The following is a 25,229-nucleotide window of genomic DNA, read 5'->3' as shown; positions in this document are numbered from 1 at the left end:
TTGCCGCGCTTTTGCATTACTTCGCGCGAACGCCTTCCACGGAAATAATCAGCTCTACGTCCTGAGACGCCGGGCCAAGATCGGTAGTGATGCCAAAGTCTTTCAGTTTGATCTTACCGTTGGCTTCGAAGCCTGCGCGGTATCCACCCCATGGGTCGTTACCCTGACCGATCAGCTTGGCGTCCAACGTAACCGGTTTGGTCACGCCGTTCAGTGTCAAGTTGCCGACAATCGCATAGCCTTCGCCGTTCTTTTTCACTTCAGTGGATTCAAATTTGGCCTGTTTGTTCTTTTCCACATTCAGGAATTCTGCACTGCGCAGGTGTTTGTCACGCTCAGCGTGGTTGGTATCGACGCTGGCAGTGTTGATAGTGACGTTCACCTTGTCTTTGGACGGATCTTTATCGTCGAAAGTGAAACCACCGTCAAAATCCTTGAAAGAGCCGTACAACCAGCTGTAACCCAGGTGCTGGATGCGGAATTCGATAAAGGCGTGCTGACCTTGTTTGTCAATTTTGTAGTCAGCAGCCAGTGCGGAACCGGCGCTCAGCAGCAGTGCGCCTGTCGCCAGGCCCAGTACGGTTTTCTTTAACATAGCAATCTCCATAAATCCAAAGGTTAATCGGCGCTGCTACCCAGCATCCGTTTCAAAGTAACATCACGATCAACGAAGTGATGTTTAAGCGCAGCCAAACCGTGCAGCACTGAAAGCACTACCACGGCCCAGGCCAGGTAAAGATGAACAGTGCCGGCGGTATCGGCCTGTTCCGCCATGCCAGTGACGGTGGCAGGGACGTCGAACCAACCGAAAACGCTGATAGGCTGGCCATCGGCGGTAGAAATCAGGTAGCCGCTAATCAGGATGCTGAACAGCACCACGTAGAGTGCCAAATGCGCCAAGATTGCACTAACACGCGTGAAGCGACTGTAACTGGCCAACGGTTTAGGGGGCGGTGAAACAAAGCGCCAAATCACTCTGATCACCATGATGACAAACAGCAGCGTGCCGATGCTTTTATGGATTTCCGGTGCCTGGTGATACCAGACATCATAATAGCCAAGCGTGACCATCCATAGACCAAGGGCAAACATGCCGTACACCGCCAGCGCAACCAACCAGTGGATCAGCACTGAAATATGGCCAAACCGGTTCGCGGTATTTTTCCAGAGCATCGCGTTTCCTTACATTCCTCATTTTCTGGCTGCAATAATTAAACTTTAAGAAACATAAAATCAATAATAAATTTAACTATGTTACTTCTTATTAATATCAATCAGTGGATTTGGTTAAGATAGCGATAAGTCAATCAGTGAAATAGTTGGAGTTAATAGATGCTGTGGTAAATTAATTTTTTGTTATGGTTTGAAAAATAACGAATTTATTTATTATTGTCAGCTTTTGTCATTTTGCGTAAATATGCTGAGAGGTTTTGACAAATAAACCCTAGTCAAGATTGCCAACTATTTCCAGGTGATGTTTTGAAAAAGGGTATTTTCTATCCAACCTGCAATACCCGTGCTGCGCTGAGGCAGAGTTTGCTAACATAACGGGTATCTGGTGGTCCGTCGGGCCAGCGCTATTAACGCAAGGAAATGTCATGGGCCGAACAGAGTCGACCGATCGCAGCCTGCGCCTGGCCATTATGCTGGCGATGGTGGTGATTATTCTCGCGGGTGTCAAAGCCGCAGCGGATGTCGTGGTGCCATTCTTACTGGCGGTATTCCTCGCTATGGTACTGAATCCGCTCGTGACGCAGCTTGAACGTTGGCGGATACCGCGTGTGTTGGGCGTGACCTTGTTGGTGGTCGCCGTTGTCATCATATTGATGTTGTTCATCGGAATATTGGGTGCCTCGCTAAACGAATTTGCCCGCTCGTTACCGCAGTACCGCGGCATGATGATGGAAAAGCTGGGAGAGCTGCAGCATTACGCAGACCGCGCCAATATCACTATTTCTACCGAGGCAATGTTGCAGTATGTCGATCCCAGTGCGGCCATGAATATGGTTACCCGCCTGTTGAGCCGTTTTTCAGGGGCAATGACCAATATATTTCTGCTGTTGATGACAGTGGTATTTATGCTGTTTGAAGTACAACTCTTGCCTTACAAATTACAGCAAGCGCTCGACAAGCCGAGTGAAGGTATTGCCAATATTCAGCGTGCACTGGATGGCGTTACCCGTTATTTGGTGATCAAAACGGTAATCAGTTTGGCAACGGGCGTTATTGTCTGGGGGTTCCTGGCTGCGGTCGACGTGCGTTTTGCGTTTATCTGGGGACTGCTGGCGTTCCTGCTAAATTATATTCCCAATATCGGCTCGGTGATTGCCGCTGTTCCTCCTTTGGTCCAGGCTTTGCTGTTTAATGGTTTTGGCGATGCGCTGGTGGTGGCTGCGGGTTTTATCGCCATCAACCTGGTGATTGGCAATATGTTGGAACCGCGCGTTATGGGGCGGGGGTTGGGGCTGTCGACGCTGGTGGTCTTCTTGTCTCTGATTTTCTGGGGGTGGCTGATGGGGCCAGTGGGGATGTTGCTGTCGGTGCCACTGACCATTATTACGCGTATCGCACTGGAGACCACCGAAGGCGGGCACAAATTGGCTGTAATTCTCGGTGATGGGCAGCCAGTAAAACAGGTTACTCCGGAGTAAAGAAGATTTTCCCCTGCGTTTTGCTGTCGGCGGCATGCTGCAGCGCCAGTTTATAGTGCCGTAGGGGATAGACTGCTGCTGGGGGCTGCAGGGTCAGTTGGCCGCTACGGACCAAATGAAAAAGCTGCTGGAATGCAGCTTGCCACTGAGTCAGTGTGGCTTGTGCATTCCACTTACGCAGATGAAACAGTGAGGTACGCAGCCGCAATTGCTGAGCAATGCGTTGCCAGTCAACCTGTTGGCCACTGAGTAACCCCAAGGCGACAAAATCACCGGAAGGGCCCACCGAACGTGCCAGCTGTAAACCCTCCTCACCACCAACACAGTCGATCGCTGCCTTCGCGGTATGGCCGGTCAGTAGCTGTAACTCATATTGCTGCAACAAACTCTTTTCGTAGACTCGCCATGCACCGGCATTCAGTAACGCCTGTTGATGTGCCGTATTGCGTACGACCACAATCAATTTGATACCGCGCAGCGCGGCCAATTGGCAAAACAGAAAGCTTATTGCCGATCCCCCAGCGTTTAGCAACAGGATGTCGCCAGCATTCAGTGACAGCCACTGTGTCAGCAATACCCAACAGGTGAGTGGGTTGATATAGATTTGTGCTGCACTGGCATCATCAATATCATCCGGCACCCAGACGACCCTGGCTTGTTCAATCGTGACACAGGTTTGCCAACTGCCATCACCCATGATCGCCAGCGCCCGCCTATCGGTAGAGTGACCTTGAGAATCGATAGCAACGCCCATGCCTTCGTAGCCGGGTACCTGAGGCAAGGCGGTACGGTGTGCATACTGGCCGTGGATTGGGATCAAATCAGAGGGGTTGATCGGTGCATAATGCATCCGTAAACGCAGGCGGTTGGGCTGGTGCGCAGGAAGACGAGTGTGTTCCAAATCAATGACTTGCTCAGGGTTGCCAAAACGGCGAAAGCACAGGCGCGGAAGGGGAGATGGCATGCGTTTAAGCGATAAAGAAGAAATAGACGTCCAGCACCAATAACACCAGCCATAGACAGAGATACAGCACCAGATGTTCGCGCACGTTGTTGACGATCGCCGACAGTATTTTGTTTAACATTCTTAGAGGCCACAAGGTAAGGACGGGCAGATTATAGTATTTTTGTGGCCGGCGTTCATACTGTCGAGAGAACAAAACGTGGGACAGAGGCATACCTCAAGATTAACAGCAGCCTGCTATCGCAGGCTTTGGTTACACCGCCATCAAAGACAGTGGCATAGCGCTCGAAGGCACGCTTGGCGGATAGAAGTAGCGCAGCACGTTATACAGTGAATAAAATTCCAGCCGGTTGCGGGCGTTGATTTTCTCTGTGATATGACGTTTGTGAACGTAGACCGTATGCGAACTGATTTGCAGTTTTTTCGCGATGCGGTAATTGGGCATTTCAGCCATCCAATGCTTCATTACCGTCAGCTCCTGTGGGCTGAACAGCGAATGTTCAACGCTGCAGTCCATCAGTGACACCGGCTTTTCGCGCATCATGCGCAAGGTCACCGGCAGAGTGGCTTTATTGAACAGGAATGCGTGGTCGGCGATACGCATTGGCGTTTCGCTATAGGGGTAGGGGGTATCCAGATAAATAAACAACAGTGCCGATGATGTAGCATCAATAAAGGCCTGAAGTTGGGCGTCATCTTCGCTATGGCGGCACTGTTTGGTCAGGTTCACCAGAATGTGGCTTGGCCGGTAGTGATCCAGCAGGGGGGTCGCCTGTTCAAGGCTGTGGCAACATTTTACCTGGGCGAAAACATTGTCAGTAAAATAGTTATCTATTCCGACCCGAGTGAAGCAGCATTCGTCCACGACAAGCAGTTTCATGGTGACGTCCTTGTTGATCGAAGAATTACTATGGCATATCAGCTGTAAAATAGAACTTACACCACAGCGGATCAATTCGGAAATCCGGATACTTACGACAGAAATTTCCGTTGAAATATTTTTTACATTAAATTTCAGATTGTTATGATAATTCTTGGTTGTAACTTAGGCACTCAACCGCCGCCCGCAGCGGGTGGCGGGCGCGATTGAGTGAAGCGAAGGGCTTAATCAAAGCGTTTTAATGAGAAGGGCAGGATGTCCACCGGGGGCGTTTTATCTTCGGCAAACAGTGCAGCAATTTCACCCAACACGCTGGCAAACTTGAAACCATGGCCGCTCAGGCCAGTGATAACCATTAAGCGATCGCAGCCTGGCAGCGTATCGATAATAAAGTCCTCATCTGGGCTCATGTCATAACTGCATGCTTCACCGTGTAAACATACCCCTACACCTGGCAAGAATTGGCGCAGGAAATGGAAAACTTCGGTGCCGTCACTGGCAAAACTGCCAAAAGGTTTACGCTCTTCAGGCTTATCTATAGGTTGGCCACCATCGTGTTTACCCACCTTCAACCCGTCGTTATCGGCAGGGAAACCATAGTAATGGTTGCCGTCTTGCGCTTCGACAGTAAAGGCTGGGAACCGGTTATTGATGCTGTAACGGCCATCGGCCTGATGCCAGGAAAACACTTTACGCAGCGGGGTAACTGGGAGCCGGGGTAGTAGCGCGTTTACCCAGGTACCGGCAGTGACTACGGCCTTGCGCCCCTGAAAGTGGCCTTCAGCGGTAATGACTTCAACCCCACCGTCGATAGGCTGCACTGCACTGACTGGGCAATTGAACAACTGACTGCAACCGGCGTCTTTCGCGAGCTTGATCAGGCTGGTGATGGCTTTTTCCGAGCGCAGGAACCCTGCATCCGGCTCAAATACGCCGACGTAGCCCTCAGGTGCATTGAATTCCGGCCAGCGCTGGTTTATCTCTTCCGCACTCAGATTTTGCGTATTGAGTCGGAATTTTTGCGCGCTGTGCTGGGCATTACGAATAAATTCTGATTGCTCCGGGCCCATGTTCAGCACACCGCAATCCTGGAACAACTCTTCACCCGTTTGTTTAATCAGTGCGTTCCATAAGGCTTGGGCACGCAGAATCAACGGAACATATTTTTCGCCTTCGCCGTAGGCATGACGGATGATGCGCGTATCGCCGTGGTGGCTGCCGTTACGGTGTGGGGGCATCGCACTGTCTATCATTAATACTTTAAGGCCGGCCCGTGTCGCATAGTAACCCGCCGCTGCACCTACCGAACCGCTGCCCACAACAATTAAGTCATATTCCACGTGCCATAACCTCTCTGTGACATCTCTCTTATGCCGTCATGATAAAAGGTTGGGCGTCGCAATGCACTTGTTGCACGAGTTCTAGGCAAAGAAAAAGGCGCCAGGGATAAATACTGGCGCCTTAGGTTTTTGGGTAGAGTGAACTAGTGTTTTTTACGATCAAGGTCCTGGTAATCCGTTGCTTCAATCTTGGCGATGCCAGCTTCTAAGATATTGATTAATTGACGTGCGACATCTGTAGTTAGCCAAAGCGTTCTGTCTACTTGGGCGTCTTCGGGTGTCTGGTCTAGTGAAGACAGGTAATGAAGGCGTATCATCATGGCGTCATAAACGTCGACAGTACTGATATCCCAACCAACAAGCGGGTGTGTCTGAATTACTTCATCATTTCTGTCCATAAAGACCCCTTATTGAGTAGTGACTACCGTGAGTGACTAACGAGGATCAATGCGGCCCATCATCATGTGAGCAATTACAGTATACGCATCTGGTTTCGGTGGTGGAGCTTTTCCCACCTTCTTTTGCAAAATAAATATTTATTTGAGTGATTATTCTACAGGTTCGCTCGCGAAAGAGGGAAGACCGGGTGCTATGTAAGATCAGGTGGGGGGGCGTTTCCGTGTAGCCGTTTTTCTAACTCGGAGGCCAGATGGGCAAAGTGCTGCTGTGTTTCGGCATCGCGATTTTGATTTTGCGATTCCAGCTTTAGGCTGTGGATTAACAATTGGTTGGCTTTGTCATCAAGACCAAAGGCCAGATAGGAGAATGCCACTTCCAACACGCTTAAACGTCGTTTTTGATCGGCGATCAGTGCCAGCAACTCGCCAAACGTCATCGCTTCTTCGTTTCTCACTTTGTCTGGGGACATGTCAAATACCTCCTGTTAAAGCATTCAGTACAGACCAGATAAAGGGTTTCTTCCAGCAAAAAATTAAACCCCCTTCGCCAGGCTTCAAATACAAAAAAGCCGGAGAGCGACCCCCGGCAAAAACTACATTGCAGTATTATTCTGCGCTAAACCAATCGTCAGCACTTTCCCAGGTTTCCTGGAGGATGTCTGCGATCAGGTCTTTATCTGTTTTGAGACCGCCAAGTACCGAGAGCCCGTTTGAGCCGGCATAACGTACCTGAACCACGGTGTCTGGAAATTGGCGATTGACTCGCTTGCTCAGTTCGCCGGTCAGAGCCTCTATGGCCCCTGACGGTAGTGGTTTGGTTTTATCTATAGTGACTTCAACACGCATAATTGCCCCCGAAGCGATTTACTGGATATTTATACAGTTAACCGCAGCCGGGGGCAAGAGGCTACGTTAAAAAAAGATGCTTACGCCTTCACTGACCAGTTCAGGCTCTCTCCTGCCAGGAAGGGCACTACCGTTTCGTCACCCATGAGGATCTCTTCCGGCTGGGTGGTCGGGACGCGTTGCAGCTCGATAAAATCGGTATTGACCGGCAAACCATAAAAACGCGGGCCATTCAGTGAGCAGAATGCTTCCAGATGCTCTAGTGCGCCCAGTTGTTCAAATACGCTGGCGTAGGCCGGGATGGCGTTAGGGGCATTGAATACACCTGCACAGCCACAGCTTGATTCCTTACGGTGTTTGGCATGCGGGGCAGAGTCGGTGCCGAGGAAGAAGCGATCTGAGCCGCTGGCAACCGCTTTGCGCAATGCATCCTGATGAATATTGCGCTTAAGGATAGGCAGGCAGAACAGGTGCGGGCGGATGCCACCAACCAGCATGTGGTTACGGTTAAACATGAGGTGCTGTGGAGTGATAGTGGCGCCAAGGAATCGATTGCCTTCCTGCACATATTGGGCCGCTTCTTTGGTGGTGATGTGCTCGAAGACGATTTTCAGTTCTGGGAACTGTTGACGAATTGGCTCCATAACCTGCTCAATAAAACGAGCCTCGCGATCGAAAATATCAACGGCGGCATCGGTCACTTCACCATGAATCAACAGCGGCATGCCGATTTTCTGCATTTGTTCGAACAGCGGGTAGATAGCTTTCACATCGCTGACACCGTGGCTGGAGTTGGTGGTGGCATTAGCCGGATACAGCTTGGCGGCAGTGAAAACACCTTGTTCGAACCCCGTGACCAGTTCGGTGGCGGCCAGCGAATTCGTCAGGTAGCAGGTCATCAGCGGGGTGAAGCTATGCCCCTGAGGGACTGCTGCCAGAATGCGGTCGCGATAAGCGCGGGCGGCATCGACGGTCGTAATTGGTGGAGCCAGGTTCGGCATCACAATCGCCCGGCCAAAGACCTGACTGGTATAGGGCAAAACCGTTTTCAGCATGTCATCATCACGCAGATGGATGTGCCAGTCGTCAGGGCGGCGGATTTTCAGGGCTTGAGGTTGTGCGGTCATGTTGCAAGGCTCCGGCGGTTAGAAACGGGTCTACATAAAAGCGAATAATGGGGGTTATTCACGCCGGGGTGTAAGGATAAGCTGAAAGCGCTTGCGATGCATCTGTTTGTTCACAGCAAGTTGAAATCAATTGGCTATCAGGCGCATAGTGAGAAGGATTTTAATGGTTCCCGGGTGCAAACTGCCGGGTAATCAAGGTTATTCATGTGGAATGGGAGGAAAAAATGGAAGTGCGAGTAATTGCGACCCTACAGGCGAAACCTGAATTTGTATCTGCAGTGAGCGATACGGTACATGAGATTATCGAACCAAGCCGTCGGGAGTTGGGTAACCTGCAATATGATTTGCACCGCGAATTGGAACAGCCAGGCACCTTCGTATTTTTTGAACGCTGGGCAAGCGAAGAGGCATTGGAAAAGCACAATGCCACCGAGCATTTTAAGCAATTTGTCAGCCAGCTTGATGGCAAACTTGATTCGCTGGATATCAAACGCCTGAAGAAAATTGCCTGAGCCGATGTTGTTGCAATAAAAAACCCGCCTTATGGCGGGTTTTTTTGATCGGAGCAGATTACGTTAATCGTTAACCGGCTGCGGTTTGGTTGCCGGTGCGGTGGCTTGGTTCGCCGCCGCATGGCCACCGGCGGAACCTTTACCTTCGAAGTTGAAGGTAGGGCGCTGCCAATCACTGTGTTGCTGCTGTTCCGGCACATAATCCGGTGCAGGAGCCTTGGTCATTGGTGCCGTTGCGATATGCTTGTACAGCGGTGCGGGTTGCTGCTGTACAACAGACACTTTTTCTTCAACAACGGTTGGAGCAACAACGGCCTGCACAGGCTCGACAGCGGCTTCCGGTTCTGCGACCACGGATGCCTGCTCGGCAACAAACGTGTCTTCAGTAACGGTAGTCACTGCGGTGTCCACAACGGGCGTTTCTTCCACCTCTGGGGCAGTTTCAACTGTTGGCGCTTCTTCAACCACTGGAGCGGCCTCAACCACTGGCGCGACTTCAGCTGCAGCCGTTTCTTCTACGGCCGGTGCCTCAACCACAGGTGCTGCGGTGATTTCCTCAGCCTGAGCCGTGATAATCGGCTTAACGGTTTCAACAACCGGTTGGGTTTCTGCTTCAAGTGCTTCAACTGCAACGTCTGGCGCACTAACGGCTTGTACGGCGGTTTCAACGACCGCTGGTGCGGTTACGCTGACGGCTTCCGGTGCCATGACATTGTCAGTAGCGATCTCGATAGCTTCCGCCTGAACTTCAGCTTCTTCAATCACTTGCGCAGTCTGTGTGACAGGGTAACTTACCCAGACCTTGCCTGAGGCCATTTCCGGAGAGGCGAAAGCCCCAGCCAATGGCATTGGCGACTGAGTAGGGTAACGCTCATCACGGTAACGGCGACGACGTTGACCACTGACGCGCAGGTGGCGCGGAGAACGGCGTGAGCGGCGTGGCATGCCGTTTTCGCCGTTAGCGCGGTTATCACCTTGTGCATCATCTTCGGCCTGCGCCTCGAGGGTTTCAGGCAGCAGTTTAACGCTGTCTTCAACCTGGGCAGGCTTCACGTCCTGAGCTTTTGCTACTGGCGCTTTGGGTGCCAATAATTCTTCCGCTGCGCGATGCAGTTCTTCTTCCGCAGACAATACACGAACTTTCTGTGGCAGATTACGACGCTGACGGCGCTGCATGTTCTGCATCTGACGTTCTTCGAGATCTTCGTCATTGCTGGTGCTGGCCGTGGTGGTCTCTACGCTTTCAAGCGCGGCCACTTCCTGCTGAGCCTGACGTTTTTCTTCCTGACGACGACGCTGACGCTCGGCACGTTGATCACGGCGTTGTTGCTGCTCTTCACGCTGTGCTTTTGCGGCCTCTTCAGACTGTGGCTCATCGACCGATGCAGTGGCTTGTGGCGCATTGCGGCGGTTGCGGCGCTGTTCATCACGTACTTCACGTGTTTCGCGGCCTTCGCGGTTGTCACGTGGTTCGCGATTTTCACGCGGTTCACGGTTATCGCGATCACGGTTGTCACCACGTTCTTTACGCTCGCCACGTTCTGGACGATCGCCACGCTCACCGCGTTCTTTACGACCAGTACCTTGACGGCGTTGACCGCGACGATCCTGGCGGCGGTTTTCACCGTTACCTTCTTGCTTCGGCGCTTCAACAACGGGTTTGGCTTCGACAACAGGCTGTTCTTCACCAGCAAACAGCGCTTTCAGGCCACCGAACAGACGGCCTAACAGGCCCGGTTTTGCAGCAACTGGCGCGGCTTGTTTGGTTGCAGTAACGGTGGCGGTAGACTTCGCCACTGCCGGTTCTTCAGCCGGTGGTGGTGCGTCAGCAGCCAGAGAGAACGAAGCCAGCGCTGGCTGCTCTGGGCGTTTACGCTCCATCGGAGCATCTTCCAGCGGCTGAGCCATTTCTTCTTCGTGCAGTTTCGGCAACAGGTAGCTCAGGGTTGGTGTCTCTTCACCCTTACGCACGCGCAGCACAGAGTAATGCGGGGTTTGCATTTGATCGTTCGGCACGATGATCGCTTTCACGCCACCCTGACGTTTCTCGATCGCGCTCACCGATTCACGCTTTTCGTTCAGCAGGTAAGAAGCAACCTGAACTGGCACGATAGCGTGAACTTCTTTGGTGTTTTCTTTCAGCGCTTCTTCTTCGATCAGACGAAGAATGGACAGAGCCAGTGATTCGTTATCACGGATGGTGCCGGTGCCGTTACAGCGTGGGCAGACGTGATGGCTGGATTCGCCTAACGACGGGCTGAGGCGCTGACGCGACATCTCAAGCAGGCCGAAACGGGAAATGCGACCGATTTGGATACGCGCGCGGTCTTGACGAACGGCATCACGCAGGCGGTTTTCCACTTCACGTTGATGACGAACCGGGGTCATATCGATAAAGTCGATAACGATCAGGCCGCCGAGGTCACGCAAGCGTAACTGGCGAGCGATCTCGTCCGCGGCTTCCAGGTTAGTGTTGAACGCCGTTTCTTCGATATCGCCGCCACGAGTTGCACGCGCGGAGTTAATATCGATAGCGGTCAGTGCTTCGGTGGAGTCGATAACAATCGAGCCGCCGGAAGGCAGGCGCACTTCACGCTGGAAAGCGGATTCGATTTGAGATTCGATTTGGTAGTGGCTGAACAGAGGGATCTCACCGCTGTACAGTTTGATTTTACTGCTGAAATCCGGGCGACCCAAGGCAGCAATGTGCTCTTTGGCCAGATCGAGAATTTTGGGATTGTCGATCAGGATTTCGCCGATGTCTGGGCGCAGATAGTCGCGGAATGCACGTACGATGACGTTGCTTTCCTGATGGATCAGGAAGGGGGCAGAGCGGCCTTCAGCGGCTTTTTTGATGGCTTCCCAGTGCTTCAGGCGGAAAGACAGATCCCACTGCAGCGCATCGGCAGATTTACCAACGCCTGCGGTACGAACAATCAGACCCATGCCATCAGGCAGTTGCAGGGACGAAAGCGCTTCTTTCAACTCGGTACGGTCGTCACCTTCGATGCGGCGTGAAATACCACCGGCACGAGGGTTGTTCGGCATCAGTACCAAATAACTGCCCGCCAGGCTGATGAAGGTGGTTAAGGCTGCGCCTTTGTTGCCACGTTCTTCTTTATCAACCTGAACGATCACTTCCTGGCCTTCGCGCAGCACATCTTTGATGTTAGGGCGACCATGAGAAGAGTAGTTACTTGGGAAGTATTCGCGGGCGATTTCTTTAAGAGGGAGGAAACCATGTCGTTCGGCGCCGTAATCAACGAACGCTGCTTCAAGACTTGGTTCTATACGAGTGATTTTACCTTTGTAAATATTCGCTTTTTTCTGTTCATGACCCGGACTTTCAATATCCAAATCATACAGCCGCTGTCCATCTACGAGGGCAACACGCAACTCTTCCTGCTGAGTTGCGTTAATCAACATTCTTTTCATCTTAACTTACTCGTTATTTTTACATTATCGACAAAGCTGCGGGCAAAATAACCTCATGGCCGGATTAAAACCGAAAACCCCGTGTCTTCTCGCAAAGTCGTCAACCTCACGGTTGTCGCCTGCATAGGGGCGCATTATCTCGGTAAGCCTGTATTTCTTTGTGAAAAACAGCACTTTTACTAGGGGAATAGCCTCTGATTTACGTCGACAGATCTGATTCCGTTTGCCGGCCAAGCTGCAACCCGCAGCCCGCTAATTGTTTGATTTCACATTACGTCTTACGCCATTGCTGCGTTTTTGTGCCATCAGACAAATTTTATAATTCCACAGTTTTCCCTGTTTAACGAGAATCAACGTGGAAAGTAAACACATTATTCCACTGCTGATACGGTTATAGCAAGGTGACTTTTCCTTAACTGCGGAAGAAATCGCAAACGTTCAAACCGGCTTGCTGCCTTATTGTCCGCCAAGGTTTCCCCCACAGTCAGAGAGACAGTTAAGCACATAAAAAGAAGTGGCGCTATTTACGCGCTCTATTTAGAATCCTGCTCCATGAAAACGAACATTCCTGCAGTACAATTAATCACGATTTCCGATGACGAAGCTGGTCAACGAATCGACAACTTTCTGCTTGCTCGCCTCAAAGGCGTGCCGAAGAGCATGATTTACCGCATCGTGCGCAAAGGCGAAGTACGGGTCAATAAGGGGCGCATTAAGGTTGAATATAAACTGGCGCCTGGCGACATCGTACGTATACCGCCAGTGCGGGTAGCCGAGCGTGAAGATACCCCCGTTTCCGCCAAGCTGGACAAAGTCGCCGCATTGGCAGATTGCATCCTGTATGAAGATGATCATCTGTTGTTGCTGAACAAACCCTCAGGTACTGCCGTACACGGTGGTAGCGGCCTGAGTTTTGGCGTGATCGAAGCGTTGCGCGCGTTGCGTCCTGAAGCGCGCTTCCTGGAACTGGTGCACCGATTGGACCGTGACACCTCGGGTGTATTGCTGGTGGCGAAAAAACGTTCTGCATTACGTTCACTGCACGAACAGTTGCGGCTGAAAGGGATGCAGAAAGATTATCTGGCCTTGGTACGCGGTCAATGGCAGTCGCATTGCAAAGCTGTTCAGGCACCCCTGTTGAAAAACATTTTGCAAAGTGGCGAGCGCATTGTGCGTGTCAACAGCGAAGGCAAACCGTCGGAAACGCGCTTCAAGGTGGAGGAACGTTTTGAGCATGCAACGCTGGTCAAGGCTAGCCCAATCACTGGGCGTACCCATCAGATTCGTGTTCATGCCCTGCATGCCGGGCATCCGATAGCCTTTGACGATCGCTATGGCGATCGTGAGTTCGATCGCCAATTGGCAGGTACCGGGCTTAAGCGTCTGTTCCTGCACGCGGCTGCGCTACGTTTCGAACACCCGGGCACCGGCGAGACGATGCGTATCGAAGCGCCAATGGACCAAGAGTTACGCCACTGCCTGCAGGTATTGCGCAAGCAGTCAAAAGCCCAGTAAACCGTGTTTTATGCCAGCGGGTTGATACCTTCAGCCCGCAGCATCTCTAACAGTGAGATCAGTGGCAGACCAATCAACGCATTCGGATCCCGTCCTTCCAGTTTGTCGAACAATGCAATCCCCAAACCTTCGCTTTTAAAACTGCCTGCACAGTTGAGTGGTTGTTCAAGGCGCACATAGGTGGCGATTTCAAGGTCGCTCAATGTACGAAAATGCACATGGAAAGGTTCGCATATTGCTTGCAGGTGGTTATTGCGGCTGTTGTATAACGCCAGGCCGGTATAAAAGGTGACCGTTTTGCCACTGGCCTGACGCAACTGTGTGCGGGCGTTGTCCTCGGTGTGTGGTTTTCCGGTGATTTTTCCATCGAGCACGCAGACCTGATCGGAACCGATAATCAGAGTGTCAGGGTAGGTGAGGGCCAATGCTTGAGCCTTCGCGGCCGCCAATCGTAGCACCAGCGCCTCTGCGGTTTCTCCGGCCTGCGGGGCTTCATCGACGTGCGGTGCGGCACAGATAAAAGGAAGATGCAGCTTTTCCAGCAGCATCTTGCGGTAGCTCGAGGTGGAGGCAAGGAGTAGTCTCTGCATAATTTTTTTCGTAAACCGTAGCGTAAATAGAGTGGGCATTTTAAACTGTCCGCCGCTGAGGAAGCGAATATTGGTGAAAGGTGCCGTTTTAAGGCCTTTTTCTTTGACTCTATGTCGTTACAAAGTTAATATGCGCGCCCTATGCAAAAGGTAAAATTACCCTTGACCATTGATGCGGTACGTACCGCTCAGAAACGATTGGACTATGTTGGTTCCTATTCGCCTGAGCAGGTTACACGTGTCGCCGCCTCTGTGGTCAGTGTGGACAGTGATGTTGAGGTCTCGTTATCTTTTAATATCGATAACCAGCGCCTCGCGGTGATAACAGGGCATGCGGACGTCCAGGTAATGCTGATGTGCCAACGCTGTGGAGTTCCGTTCGAGCATCATGTACACACAACATATTGTTTTAGCCCGGTCGTCAATGATGAGCAGGCTGAGGCATTACCGGGAGCGTACGAGCCGATCGAAGTCGATGAGTTTGGCGAAGTCGATCTGTTGGCAATGATTGAAGATGAAATTATTCTTTCACTGCCTGTCGTCCCGGTACATGAATCTGAACACTGTGAAGTGTCCGAAGCGGACATGGTCTTTGGCAAACTGCCTGCAGAGGCGGAGAAACCAAACCCATTTGCCGTATTAGCCAGTTTAAAGCGTAAGTAATTAAGGAGTAAGGTCCATGGCCGTACAACAAAATAAACCAACCCGTTCCAAGCGTGGCATGCGTCGTTCACACGATGCCCTGACCACCACCACTTTGTCTGTTGATGCGACTTCCGGTGAAACTCATCGTCGTCACCACATCACTGCCGACGGTTTCTACCGCGGTCGCAAGGTTATCGGCTAAGTAGCGGTACCTTGACTCGTCTAACCCTGGCGTTAGATGCAATGGGCGGGGACTTCGGTCCCTGCGTCACAGTGCCTGCTTCATTGCAGGCACTGGCCTCTAATTTACAGCTTCATCTTCTGCTGGTCGGCAATCCCGACACCCTCTCTCCTTTACTTGCCAAAGCCGATCCAGTTCTTCTGGAACGTTTGCAAGTCGTGCCCGCTGAATCAGTGATTGCCGGCGACGCCAAACCCTCACAAGCGATACGCGCCAGCCGTGGTACTTCTATGCGCGTTGCGCTTGAATTGACCAAAAATGGTGATGCGCAAGGCTGTGTCAGCGCGGGTAATACAGGCGCGTTGATGGGGTTGGCGAAAATGCTGATTAAGCCGCTGGACGGTATTGAGCGCCCTGCACTGATGACGGTGATCCCGAATCAGTTAGGCGGTAAAACCGTCGTGTTGGATCTCGGTGCCAATGTCGAATGCGACAGCACCATGTTAGTCCAGTTTGCGGTGATGGGCGCGGTGATGGCCGAAGAGGTCGTGGGGATTGCGCAACCACGCGTGGCGCTGCTGAATATTGGTGAAGAAGAAACCAAAGGCCTGGATAATATCCGCGAAGCGGCCGCCGTGCTAAAAAATACGCCGGCAATCAACTATATTGGTTACCTGGAAGGCAACGATCTTCTCACCGGTAAAACCGATGTGATGGTTTGCGACGGCTTTGTGGGTAACGTCACCCTGAAAACCATGGAAGGGGTGGTAAGAGTCTTTTTATCGCTACTGAAGTCATCCGGAGACGGTGGCAAACAGGCGTGGTGGTTAAAATTGTTAGGCCGTTGGTTGCAAAAGCGGGTGGTAAAGCGGTTCGGCCACCTGAACCCCGACCAGTATAATGGCGCATGTCTGTTAGGATTGCGCAGCACCGTAATCAAGAGCCACGGCGCTGCGAACCCACACGCGTTTGCAGTTGCAATCGAACAGGCTGTGCAGGCGGTGCAGCGGCAAGTCCCTGACAGGATTGCTGCGCGCCTTGAAGCTGTATTACCTAAGAGTGACTGATCGTACATGTATACAAAGATTCTCGGTACGGGGAGTTATTTACCCGTACAAGTGCGCACCAACGCTGACCTAGAAAAAATGGTGGATACCTCTGACGAGTGGATCGTCTCACGTACGGGTATCCGTGAACGCCGTATCGCCGCTGCTGACGAAACCGTTGCGACGATGGGCTTCCATGCGGCTGAAAAAGCGCTGGAAATGGCTGGTGTGGCTAAAGAAGATATCGGGTTGATCGTAGTGGCTACCACTACCTCGAGCCACGCATTCCCAAGTTCTGCCTGCCAGGTGCAGCAGATGCTTGGCATTAAAGACTGTGCCGCCTTCGATCTGGCTGCAGCCTGTGCCGGTTTTACCTATGCGTTGAGTGTCGCCGATCAGTACGTTAAGAATGGCGCGGTTAAACATGCATTGGTGATCGGCGCGGATGTGCTGTCGCGCACCCTGGATCCGCAAGATCGCGGCACTATCATCCTGTTTGGTGATGGTGCAGGTGCAGTTTTGCTGGGGGCCTCAGAAGAGCCTGGCATTCTTTCGACCCACCTGCATGCCGACGGCAGCTACGGTGGCCTGTTGACGTTACCGTTCAAGGATCGTCAGGAGCAGGACAAACCGGCTTACGTCACTATGGCCGGTAATGAAGTATTCAAAGTTGCGGTTACCGAGTTGGCGCACATCGTTGATGAAACGTTGCAGGCTAATAATCTGGATCGCAGCGCGCTGGATTGGTTGGTACCACACCAGGCCAATTTGCGCATTATCAGCGCAACGGCGAAAAAACTGGGTATGGGGCTGGATAAAGTGGTAGTGACGCTCGATCGTCACGGTAACACTTCTGCCGCCTCTGTCCCTGCAGCGCTCGACGAAGCGGTGCGTGATGGGCGGATCCAGCGCGGCCAACTGGTGCTGTTGGAAGCCTTTGGCGGCGGCTTTACCTGGGGCTCGGCGCTGGTTCGTTTCTGATTAACAGGAAGAAAAAATGACGCAATTTGCTTTTGTTTTTCCAGGTCAGGGGTCACAGACTCTTGGCATGCTGGCCGATTTGGCCGCTGAATATCCGATTGTTGAAGCGACCTTCAACGAAGCCTCTTCCGTCCTGGGTTATGACCTGTGGCAACTGGTGCAGCAAGGGCCAGCGGAAGAGCTGAACAAAACCTGGCAGACGCAGCCGGCACTGCTGGCCGCCTCCGTGGCGATTTTCCGCGTCTGGCAGCAACAGGGCGGTAAAATGCCTGCAATCATGGCCGGCCACAGCCTGGGTGAGTACTCGGCGCTGGTGTGTGCGGGCGTGTTGGATTTCCAGGCGGCAATCCGTCTGGTTGAGCTGCGCGGCAAACTGATGCAGGAAGCGGTACCGGAAGGCACGGGGGCGATGTCCGCCATTATCGGTCTGGACAACGCCGCGATCGCCAAAGCCTGTGAAGAGTCTGCCCAAGGGCAGGTTGTGTCCCCGGTGAACTTTAACTCTCCGGGCCAGGTCGTTATTGCCGGCAATAAAGAGGCGGTTGAGCGTGCAGGGGCTGCTTGTAAAGCCGCTGGCGCCAAACGTGCATTGCCGTTGCCGGTGAGCGTACCTTCGCACTGTGCACTGATGAAACCGGCTGCGGACAAACTGGCCGTTGCGTTGCAAGAAATCACGTTCAGCGCGCCGCAGGTTGCAGTGGTGAATAACGTCGATGTGCGCACCGAAACCGATCCTGAAGCGATCCGCAGTGCGCTGGTACGCCAGTTGTACAGCCCGGTACGTTGGACCGAGAGCGTAGAGTTTATGGCAGCAGAGGGCGTTACGTTGCTGCTAGAGGTTGGCCCGGGTAAGGTTCTGACCGGCCTGACTAAACGTATTGTTGACACCCTGACAGCAGCGGCCGTTAATGACACCGCCAGCCTGTCAGCGGCGCTTGAGCAATAAAGAGGAAAACAATGAGCTTCGAAGGTAAAGTTGTTCTGGTCACCGGCGCTAGCCGGGGTATTGGCCGGGCTATTGCAGAAACGTTTGTGGCACGCGGCGCTAAAGTGATCGGCACCGCCACCAGTGAAAGCGGCGCTGAGGCTATCAGCAGCTACCTGGGTGCAAACGGCAAAGGGTTTGCGTTGAACGTGGTTGATGCTCAATCTATCGACAGCGTTCTGGCATCTATTCGTGCTGAATTTGGCGAAATCGACATTTTAGTGAATAATGCCGGCATTACGCGTGATAACCTGCTGATGCGTATGAAGGACGATGAGTGGCAGGATATCCTGAACACCAATTTGACTTCCGTATTCCGTCTGTCAAAAGCGGTAATGCGAGCTATGATGAAAAAGCGGTTTGGCCGGATCATCACCATCGGTTCCGTAGTTGGTACCATGGGGAACGCAGGGCAGGCTAATTACGCGGCGGCTAAAGCCGGTTTGATTGGCTTTAGTAAGTCTTTGGCACGTGAAGTTGCTTCACGTGGCATTACAGTCAACGTCGTGGCACCTGGCTTTATTGAGACGGACATGACACGGGCGTTGACAGATGATCAACGTGCAGGCATTTTGTCATCAGTTCCAGCCAATCGGCTGGGGGATGCTAAAGAAATCGCCAGCGCTGTTGCATTTTTAGCCTCTGACGAGGCTGGCTACATCACCGGTGAAACGTTACATGTCAATGGCGGCATGTACATGATTTAAAAAATGCGAAAACTATTTGCGTTATTTGGGGTAAAAACCGCAGAATAGCGTAAAATCGTGGTTTGACCAGCCGGGATTTAGTTGCATCTTTTTCAACATTTTATACACTACGAAAACCATCGCGAAAGCGAGTTTTGATAGGAAATTTAAGAGTATGAGCACTATCGAAGAACGCGTTAAGAAAATCATTGTTGAGCAATTGGGTGTTAAACAGGAAGAAGTTTTAAATAACGCTTCTTTCGTTGAAGATCTGGGTGCTGATTCTCTTGACACTGTTGAGCTGGTAATGGCACTGGAAGAAGAATTCGACACTGAGATTCCAGACGAAGAAGCTGAGAAAATCACTACTGTTCAGGCAGCTATTGATTTCATCAACGCTAGCCAGCAGTAAGAGAACATATCTAGGCGGTCACTCGACCGCCTAAGTTTTTTCTATCCCTAGTGTTATATTTTCCCTCCTTGGAGGACAAACGTGTCTAAGCGTCGAGTAGTTGTGACCGGACTGGGCATGTTGTCTCCTGTCGGCAATACGGTAGAGTCCACATGGAACGCTCTTCTTGCCGGTCAGAGTGGCATCAGCCTGATCGACCATTTCGATACTACTGCCTATGCAACGCGTTTTGCTGGCTTGGTAAAGAATTTTAACGTTGAAGATTTCATCTCCCGCAAAGATGCGCGCAAGATGGACGCCTTCATCCAGTACGGTATCGCTGCTGGCATGCAAGCTATGCAGGATGCTGGGCTAGATATCACCGAGGCTAACGCCACCCGCATTGGTGCCGCTATCGGCTCCGGTATCGGCGGCCTGGGTTTGATTGAAGAGAACCACAGTTCACTGGTTAACGGTGGCCCACGGAAAATCAGTCCGTTCTTTGTGCCGTCAACCATCGTTAACATGATTGCAGGCCATCTGACTATCATGTACGGCATGCGTGGCCCGAGCATTTCGATCGCCACCGCCTGTACTTCAGGTGTGCACAACATTGGCCACGCTGCGCGTATCATTGCTTACAATGATGCCGACGTGATGCTGGCCGGTGGGGCAGAGAAAGCCAGTACCCCATTAGGTGTCGGCGGCTTTGGCGCAGCACGCGCGCTGTCGACTCGTAACGAAGATCCTCAAGCCGCTAGCCGCCCTTGGGACAAAGACCGTGACGGCTTTGTTCTGGGTGATGGCGCTGGCATGATGGTGCTGGAAGAGTACGAGCATGCTAAAAAACGCGGCGCCAAGATTTATGCTGAAGTTGTTGGCTTTGGGATGAGCAGCGATGCTTATCACATGACGTCACCACCTGAGAACGGTGCGGGCGCAGCGCTGGCAATGGAAAATGCGTTGCTTGATGCCGGTGTGACCACGTCACAAATCGGTTATATCAATGCGCACGGTACTTCAACGCCGGCTGGCGATAAAGCCGAAACGCAAGCAGTGAAATCGGTATTTGGCAGTGATGCACAGCGCGTGTTGGTCAGCTCGACCAAATCGATGACCGGCCACCTGTTGGGTGCTGCGGGTGCGATTGAGTCAATCTTCACCGTACTGGCATTGCGTGATCAGGCCGTACCACCAACCATCAACCTGGATAATCCAGATGAGGGTTGCGATCTGGACTTCGTTGCACATGAAGCGCGTCAGGTGAGCGATATGCAGTATACGCTGTGTAACTCCTTTGGCTTCGGCGGCACCAACGGTTCATTGATCTTCCGCAAGGTGTAATACCTTTGCTGGCAGTCGACAAAAAGCCCGGTTTTTTTAAACCGGGCTTTTTTTATGGCGCAGAAACGCGACTCGGAAAACTCTGCTTGCCGGTACCTTTGCTCAATAGCAAGCTGCTGCTAACGACATCGGTGCCTGTTATTCTGTACAGAAAGCTACAGTGGCCAGGGGGAGACTATGTACTGGATTAATGGACATCAGCACGATGCGCTCGCGCCAAGCGATCGCGGTTTGCAGTTTGGTGATGGCTGTTTCACTACCGCTCGGGTGACGGACGGCAAAATCGACTTATTGCCTTGGCATATCGAACGCCTACAGCTGGCGGCGCAACGGCTAATGTTGCCTGTTTGCGACTGGGATGCATTAGAACGTGAAATGGTGCATGCCGCAGAATCTATTTCTCTGGGTGTGGTCAAAGCGATACTGACGCGAGGCAGCGGTGGGCGAGGTTACAGTCCACAAGGGTGTGAAAATCCCACGCGTATCGTCTCCCGCAGCACTTTCCCTTTGCACTATCTGCAATGGCGTGAACAGGGTATCAGCCTGGCGCTGAGTCCGGTCGCACTGGCGCGCAACCCGCTGCTGGCAGGGCTGAAACACCTAAATCGTTTGGAGCAAGTGTTGATCCGCACGCATCTTGACCAGACGGCTGCCGACGAGGCGCTGGTGCTTGACACTGCGGGTATGCTGGTGGAATGCTGTGCGGCTAATTTGTTCTGGCGTAAGGGAAAAGCGGTGTTTACGCCAGATTTGAGTCAGGCCGGCGTGGCCGGGCTGATGCGTCGCCGGGTCATTGAGTTGTTGGCGGACAGTGGCTACAGGTTGCATTGCGTCAGCGAGCCGCTCGAAACGCTGGCCAACGCGGATGAAGTGCTGGTGAGCAATGCATTGATGCCATTGTTGCCGGTAAATATCGCGCAATCATGGCGTTATCCGTCACGCGAACTCTATGATTTTTTGCGCCCACATTGTTAACGATGGCTGATTGATGAAGAAAAGAAAGCTGAAGTTCGTTTCTATTACGCTTGTTCTGGTGTTAGGCCTGCTGTTTTGGGGGTATCAGAAGGTTGAACGTTTTGCTGATACCCCGTTGGCCATCCAGCAGGAAGCCATTTTTAAATTGCCGGCGGGCACCGGACGGGTTGCATTGGAAGGGCTGCTGGTGCGCGATAAGCTGATCCACAATGGTACGTGGTTCCCGTGGTTGCTACGTCTGGAGCCACAGTTGGCGGAGTTTAAAGCCGGAACCTACCGTTTTACGCCGGGGATGACCGTGCGCCAGATGCTTAAATTGCTGGCCAGCGGTAAAGAAGCCCAGTTTAGTGCTCGCTTTATTGAAGGTTCTCGCCTGCGTGACTGGCTGACGGTGCTGCAACAGTCCAAATACCTCAAACATACGCTGGCAGGGAAAAGTGAGGCGGAGATCGCCGTGGCTTTGGGGATGCCGGAAGGCAGCAACCCAGAAGGGCGCCTGTACCCCGATACCTACTCGTACACCGCCGGCATGAGTGATTTGGCCTTGTTGAAACGTGCCCACCTGCGAATGACCAAGGCATTGGACGAAGCTTGGCAGGGGCGCGATACCACTCTGCCGTACAAAACGCCTGAAGACCTGCTAACCATGGCCTCAATCATTGAGAAAGAGACGGCTGTGCCGGAAGAGCGCACCAAGGTGGCCTCGGTGTTTATCAACCGCCTGCGCATTGGCATGCGTTTGCAGACAGATCCAACGGTGATCTACGGCATGGGCGATGGTTATAATGGCAACATTACTCGCAAAGATTTAGAAACGGCGACACCCTATAACACTTACGTGATCAACGGATTGCCGCCAACGCCGATTGCCATGCCGGGCCAAGCCTCGCTGGAGGCCGCGGCCAACCCGGCGAAGACACCGTATCTGTACTTTGTTGCCGACGGCAAGGGCGGCCATCAATTTACCACTAACCTGGCCAGTCATAATCAGGCAGTGAAAGCCTATCGCCAGGCGTTAAAGGAAAAGAATGAAAAGTAAATTCGTGGTTATCGAAGGCCTTGAGGGCGCGGGTAAAACGACCGCGCGCGACACAGTCGTTAGCGTATTGCGCGAACATGGTGTCAACGAGATTGTCTTTACCCGTGAACCTGGCGGCACACCGTTGGCAGAGAAGCTCCGCGACCTGTTTAAACGTGGTGTGGACGGTGAGCTGCCAACGATCAAGGCCGAAGTGCTGATGCTGTATGCGGCCCGCGTACAGTTGGTGGAAACGGTAATCAAACCGGCGATGGCGCGTGGCGCGTGGGTCGTTGGCGATCGACACGATTTGTCTTCGCAAGCCTACCAGGGCGGCGGACGCGGGGTTGACCAACAATTGATGGCCTCGCTGCGCGAGACGGTGTTGGGGGATTTCCGCCCAGACTTGACGCTTTACCTGGATTTACCGCCATTAGTGGGCTTGCAACGCGCGCGCGCGCGCGGTGAGCTGGATCGTATCGAGCAAGAAGCACTGCCGTTCTTTGAGCGTACCCGCGCACGTTACCTGGCGTTGGCTGCGCAGGACGAGTCCATTGTCACTGTTGATGCTTCTCAATCGTTAGAGCAGGTAACCGCGGCGATTCGGGGTTGTGTCAGCCAATGGCTACAGCAGCAGGAAGGCGCGTAATGAACTGGTACCCGTGGCTGAATACGCCTTACCGGCAGTTGGTCGGGCAATATGCTGCCGGGCGCGGTCATCACGCATTGCTGTTACATGCTGCGGTAGGTAACGGTGAAGACGCATTGGCCTATGGCCTGAGCCGCTGGTTGATCTGTCAGCGCCGTAACGGTGAGAAAAGCTGCGGTGAATGCCATAGCTGCCGGCTAATGCTTGCAGGGAATCACCCGGACTATCACGTGTTGACGCCAGAAAAAGGCAAAAGCAGCCTGGGGGTGGAACCCATCCGTCAGGTGATTGAGATTCTTTATTCCCATGCGCAGCAGGGTGGAGCCAAGGTTATCTGGTTACCGCAGGCGGAGTTACTGACGGAAGCTGCCGCTAATGCCTTGTTGAAAACGCTGGAAGAACCGCCTGAAAAAACCTATTTCCTGTTGAGTTGCCGTGAGCCATCACGTTTGCTCGCGACGTTGCGCAGCCGTTGTTTGTACTGGCACCTGGCTAGCCCAGATGAGCAACTCAGCCTGCAATGGCTCAACCGCCAAACACCGGGTAATCAGGTTGATCTCCTGACTGCCTTACGTTTGCACGATGGTGCGCCGCTGGCTGCTGAACAATTGTTGCAGCCGGAACGTTGGCAGCAACGTGGAGCATTGTGTGCCGCGCTGCGTACAGCACTGCCACAGCGTGACATGTTGTCGTTGTTGCCGGTGTTGAACCACGAAGACGTCGCAGAGCGGCTACACTGGTTATGCGCGTTGCTCGTGGATGCCATGAAATGGCAGCAAGGTGCGGCAAGTTTCGCACTTAACCAGGATCAACAACCGCTGGTGCACCAACTGGCCAGTTGCTTGAGCAGCACCTCGCTGCAGCAAGTGGTGCAACAGTGGCTGAATTGCCGTCATCAGTTGCTCAGCGTGGTTGGCGTTAACCGCGAGCTGCTGCTGACCGAACAGTTACTCAGCTGGGAGCAAATGCTCGACGTGACCGGCTATTCTCATCCTCATTCGCTGTAAAGAGCTAAAAATATTATGTTGTTAGTAGATTCTCATTGTCACCTTGACGGCCTGGATTACCAAACACTGCACCAAAACGTAGATGACGCGCTGGCAAAGGCCAAGGCGCGCGACGTTGGCTATGTGCTGGCTGTCGCGACTACGCTGCCCGGCTATCAAGCGATGACGCAGTTGATCGGCGCACGCGACGACGTGGCGTTCTCCTGCGGTGTACACCCGCTTAATCTTGAAGGCGGTTATGATTACGCTGAACTGCGTCGTCTGGCGGCGGCAGAGCAGGTCGTAGCACTGGGTGAGACTGGGCTGGATTACTTCTATCAGAAGGACAATCTAGAACTGCAGCAAGCGTCGTTCCGCGAACATATCCGTATCGGTTGCGATCTGAATAAACCGGTCATTGTGCATACCCGTGATGCGCGTGAAGACACGCTGGCGATCCTGCGGGAAGAGAATGCCCAGAACTGTGGTGGGGTGCTGCATTGTTTCACCGAAGATTGCGCTACCGCAGAAGCCTTGTTGGATCTGGGGTTCTACATTTCATTTTCTGGCATCCTGACCTTCCGCAACGCCGAACAGTTGCGTGATGTGGCGCGTTACGTACCGCTGGACCGTATTCTGGTGGAAACCGACTCCCCGTATCTGGCTCCTGTGCCGCATCGTGGCAAAGAGAACCAACCTGCCTATGTGCGCGATGTGGCTGAATACATGGCGGTATTAAAGGGCGTGAGCCTGGAGACGCTGGCCGAAGCTACCACCGCCAATTTTTCACGCTTATTTCACATCGACCTCTGATCTTTGGCCTAGGCTATAGCTGTAGTCATCGAATCCGGAATTTTTTTTAAGCTCGTAATTAATCATCGAAACGGGTAATGTTCCCACCCGTTTTAGGACGAGGTGCGGGCGTTTTTCCTCTTTTTTGCCAAAAAATAGGCAATTTAAGAAAAACACCCGGTTTTGTTCATCGAAACGTGACTGTCATCAAACATTGCGCAGCCTATTTATTTTACTCTGCGTAAAAATTCAAGGGGTGCTCAGACACCCTGAATTGCAGGGGTTTTTTCTC

At 52.7% G+C, this 25,229-nt stretch carries 28 protein-coding genes; 16 read left to right on the top strand and 12 right to left on the bottom strand.

Annotated features, from left to right (window positions below; genetic code table 11):
- Positions 1-16: 16 nt before the first annotated feature.
- Both ACI2J2_RS08250 and ACI2J2_RS08245 read right to left on the bottom strand, forming a co-directional pair.
- Positions 17-595 carry a YceI family protein gene (locus ACI2J2_RS08250; protein ID WP_265554978.1) on the bottom strand — a complete coding sequence of 193 codons (579 nt, stop codon included), beginning with the start codon at positions 593-595 and terminating at the stop codon, positions 17-19.
- A gap of 23 nt (positions 596-618) precedes the next feature.
- The gene (locus tag ACI2J2_RS08245; RefSeq protein WP_404759838.1) at positions 619-1,173 is read right to left on the bottom strand and encodes a cytochrome b; all 555 of its coding nucleotides are present in this window, start codon (positions 1,171-1,173) and stop codon (positions 619-621) included.
- Positions 1,174-1,598: 425 nt separating this feature from the next.
- Here ACI2J2_RS08245 and ACI2J2_RS08240 point away from each other — a divergent pair, with 425 nt between their 5' ends.
- Positions 1,599-2,651, top strand: a complete 1,053-nt coding sequence (locus ACI2J2_RS08240) for an AI-2E family transporter (RefSeq protein ID WP_209632719.1) — start codon at positions 1,599-1,601, stop codon at positions 2,649-2,651.
- Here ACI2J2_RS08240 and ACI2J2_RS08235 read toward each other — a convergent pair.
- The 8 genes from ACI2J2_RS08235 to pyrC form a co-directional block, all read right to left on the bottom strand.
- Entirely contained in the window at positions 2,638-3,615 is a 978-nt protein-coding gene (locus tag ACI2J2_RS08235) for a zinc-dependent alcohol dehydrogenase family protein (RefSeq protein ID WP_404759837.1), read from the bottom strand. The two genes, ACI2J2_RS08240 and ACI2J2_RS08235, sit on opposite strands and share 14 nt — an antisense overlap.
- 4 nt (positions 3,616-3,619) lie before the next feature.
- Positions 3,620-3,736: a DUF2770 family protein gene (locus ACI2J2_RS08230; protein ID WP_209632721.1), complete on the bottom strand. Its 117-nt coding sequence runs from the start codon at positions 3,734-3,736 to the stop codon at positions 3,620-3,622.
- Positions 3,737-3,868: 132 nt separating this feature from the next.
- Positions 3,869-4,495, bottom strand: coding sequence for a LuxR C-terminal-related transcriptional regulator (locus ACI2J2_RS08225; protein WP_209632722.1), 627 nt, complete (start codon positions 4,493-4,495; stop codon positions 3,869-3,871).
- A gap of 224 nt (positions 4,496-4,719) precedes the next feature.
- Positions 4,720-5,835, bottom strand: a complete 1,116-nt coding sequence (gene solA / locus ACI2J2_RS08220; protein WP_404759836.1) for an N-methyl-L-tryptophan oxidase — start codon at positions 5,833-5,835, stop codon at positions 4,720-4,722.
- Between the two features lie 143 nt (positions 5,836-5,978).
- Entirely contained in the window at positions 5,979-6,233 is a 255-nt protein-coding gene (gene bssS, locus ACI2J2_RS08215) for a biofilm formation regulator BssS (RefSeq protein WP_037423884.1), read from the bottom strand.
- Positions 6,234-6,424: 191 nt separating this feature from the next.
- Positions 6,425-6,703 carry a hypothetical protein gene (locus tag ACI2J2_RS08210; protein WP_404759835.1) on the bottom strand — a complete coding sequence of 93 codons (279 nt, stop codon included), beginning with the start codon at positions 6,701-6,703 and terminating at the stop codon, positions 6,425-6,427.
- Between the two features lie 136 nt (positions 6,704-6,839).
- Positions 6,840-7,079, bottom strand: a complete 240-nt coding sequence (gene dinI / locus ACI2J2_RS08205; RefSeq protein ID WP_037423878.1) for a DNA damage-inducible protein I — start codon at positions 7,077-7,079, stop codon at positions 6,840-6,842.
- An 80-nt stretch (positions 7,080-7,159) separates the two neighbouring features.
- Complete coding sequence (gene pyrC, locus ACI2J2_RS08200) at positions 7,160-8,206, bottom strand: dihydroorotase (RefSeq protein ID WP_209632725.1); 1,047 nt, start codon at positions 8,204-8,206, stop codon at positions 7,160-7,162.
- A 224-nt stretch (positions 8,207-8,430) separates the two neighbouring features.
- Between pyrC and ACI2J2_RS08195 the strand changes: the two genes are divergently transcribed.
- Complete coding sequence (locus tag ACI2J2_RS08195; RefSeq protein ID WP_209634167.1) at positions 8,431-8,718, top strand: putative quinol monooxygenase; 288 nt, start codon at positions 8,431-8,433, stop codon at positions 8,716-8,718.
- Positions 8,719-8,781: 63 nt separating this feature from the next.
- Here ACI2J2_RS08195 and rne read toward each other — a convergent pair whose 3' ends face one another.
- A complete protein-coding gene (gene rne, locus ACI2J2_RS08190) occupies positions 8,782-12,153 on the bottom strand; it encodes a ribonuclease E (RefSeq protein WP_404759834.1) in 3,372 nt (1,123 codons plus the stop codon).
- Positions 12,154-12,705: 552 nt separating this feature from the next.
- On the opposite strand from rne, the gene rluC reads away from it, so the two are divergent.
- Positions 12,706-13,668 carry a 23S rRNA pseudouridine(955/2504/2580) synthase RluC gene (rluC, locus tag ACI2J2_RS08185; RefSeq protein WP_209632727.1) on the top strand — a complete coding sequence of 321 codons (963 nt, stop codon included), beginning with the start codon at positions 12,706-12,708 and terminating at the stop codon, positions 13,666-13,668.
- Positions 13,669-13,676: 8 nt separating this feature from the next.
- Here rluC and ACI2J2_RS08180 read toward each other — a convergent pair whose 3' ends face one another.
- Positions 13,677-14,258 carry a Maf family protein gene (locus tag ACI2J2_RS08180; RefSeq protein WP_404759833.1) on the bottom strand — a complete coding sequence of 194 codons (582 nt, stop codon included), beginning with the start codon at positions 14,256-14,258 and terminating at the stop codon, positions 13,677-13,679.
- Positions 14,259-14,399: 141 nt separating this feature from the next.
- Here ACI2J2_RS08180 and yceD point away from each other — a divergent pair, with 141 nt between their 5' ends.
- The 13 genes from yceD to ACI2J2_RS08115 all read left to right on the top strand — a co-directional run bounded on the left by yceD (position 14,400) and on the right by ACI2J2_RS08115 (position 24,958).
- Complete coding sequence (yceD, locus tag ACI2J2_RS08175; protein ID WP_037423869.1) at positions 14,400-14,921, top strand: 23S rRNA accumulation protein YceD; 522 nt, start codon at positions 14,400-14,402, stop codon at positions 14,919-14,921.
- Between the two features lie 16 nt (positions 14,922-14,937).
- The gene (rpmF, locus tag ACI2J2_RS08170) at positions 14,938-15,105 is read left to right on the top strand and encodes a 50S ribosomal protein L32 (RefSeq protein WP_004943042.1); all 168 of its coding nucleotides are present in this window, start codon (positions 14,938-14,940) and stop codon (positions 15,103-15,105) included.
- An 11-nt stretch (positions 15,106-15,116) separates the two neighbouring features.
- Complete coding sequence (gene plsX / locus ACI2J2_RS08165; protein ID WP_209632729.1) at positions 15,117-16,151, top strand: phosphate acyltransferase PlsX; 1,035 nt, start codon at positions 15,117-15,119, stop codon at positions 16,149-16,151.
- A 6-nt stretch (positions 16,152-16,157) separates the two neighbouring features.
- Positions 16,158-17,111 (top strand): beta-ketoacyl-ACP synthase III, encoded by a 954-nt coding sequence (locus ACI2J2_RS08160; RefSeq protein WP_037423865.1) that lies wholly within the window; start codon positions 16,158-16,160, stop codon positions 17,109-17,111.
- Positions 17,112-17,127: 16 nt separating this feature from the next.
- On the top strand, positions 17,128-18,057 hold the full coding sequence (gene fabD / locus ACI2J2_RS08155) for an ACP S-malonyltransferase (RefSeq protein WP_404759832.1): 930 nt from the start codon (positions 17,128-17,130) through the stop codon (positions 18,055-18,057).
- Between the two features lie 11 nt (positions 18,058-18,068).
- On the top strand, positions 18,069-18,803 hold the full coding sequence (gene fabG / locus ACI2J2_RS08150) for a 3-oxoacyl-ACP reductase FabG (RefSeq protein ID WP_020826338.1): 735 nt from the start codon (positions 18,069-18,071) through the stop codon (positions 18,801-18,803).
- A 154-nt stretch (positions 18,804-18,957) separates the two neighbouring features.
- Entirely contained in the window at positions 18,958-19,194 is a 237-nt protein-coding gene (acpP, locus tag ACI2J2_RS08145; RefSeq protein WP_004719003.1) for an acyl carrier protein, read from the top strand.
- 81 nt (positions 19,195-19,275) lie between these two features.
- A complete protein-coding gene (gene fabF, locus ACI2J2_RS08140) occupies positions 19,276-20,517 on the top strand; it encodes a beta-ketoacyl-ACP synthase II (RefSeq protein ID WP_209632731.1) in 1,242 nt (413 codons plus the stop codon).
- A gap of 177 nt (positions 20,518-20,694) precedes the next feature.
- Positions 20,695-21,492 (top strand): aminodeoxychorismate lyase, encoded by a 798-nt coding sequence (gene pabC / locus ACI2J2_RS08135; protein ID WP_265554952.1) that lies wholly within the window; start codon positions 20,695-20,697, stop codon positions 21,490-21,492.
- Between the two features lie 13 nt (positions 21,493-21,505).
- Positions 21,506-22,531, top strand: coding sequence for an endolytic transglycosylase MltG (gene mltG, locus ACI2J2_RS08130; RefSeq protein WP_265554950.1), 1,026 nt, complete (start codon positions 21,506-21,508; stop codon positions 22,529-22,531).
- A complete protein-coding gene (tmk, locus tag ACI2J2_RS08125) occupies positions 22,521-23,159 on the top strand; it encodes a dTMP kinase (RefSeq protein WP_209632734.1) in 639 nt (212 codons plus the stop codon). The genes mltG and tmk overlap by 11 nt, the downstream gene beginning before the upstream one ends.
- A complete protein-coding gene (gene holB, locus ACI2J2_RS08120; RefSeq protein ID WP_209632735.1) occupies positions 23,159-24,166 on the top strand; it encodes a DNA polymerase III subunit delta' in 1,008 nt (335 codons plus the stop codon). Before tmk ends, holB begins: the two co-directional genes overlap by 1 nt.
- A gap of 15 nt (positions 24,167-24,181) precedes the next feature.
- Positions 24,182-24,958, top strand: a complete 777-nt coding sequence (locus ACI2J2_RS08115; protein ID WP_265554947.1) for a metal-dependent hydrolase — start codon at positions 24,182-24,184, stop codon at positions 24,956-24,958.
- Positions 24,959-25,229: the final 271 nt, after the last annotated feature.

Origin of the sequence: Serratia sp. NPDC087055, assembly GCF_044900985.1 — a bacterium.
Lineage (GTDB): Bacteria > Pseudomonadota > Gammaproteobacteria > Enterobacterales > Enterobacteriaceae > Serratia.
Note: the sequence above shows the minus strand (reverse complement) of the source record. Positions and strands in the feature narration are given on the sequence as shown.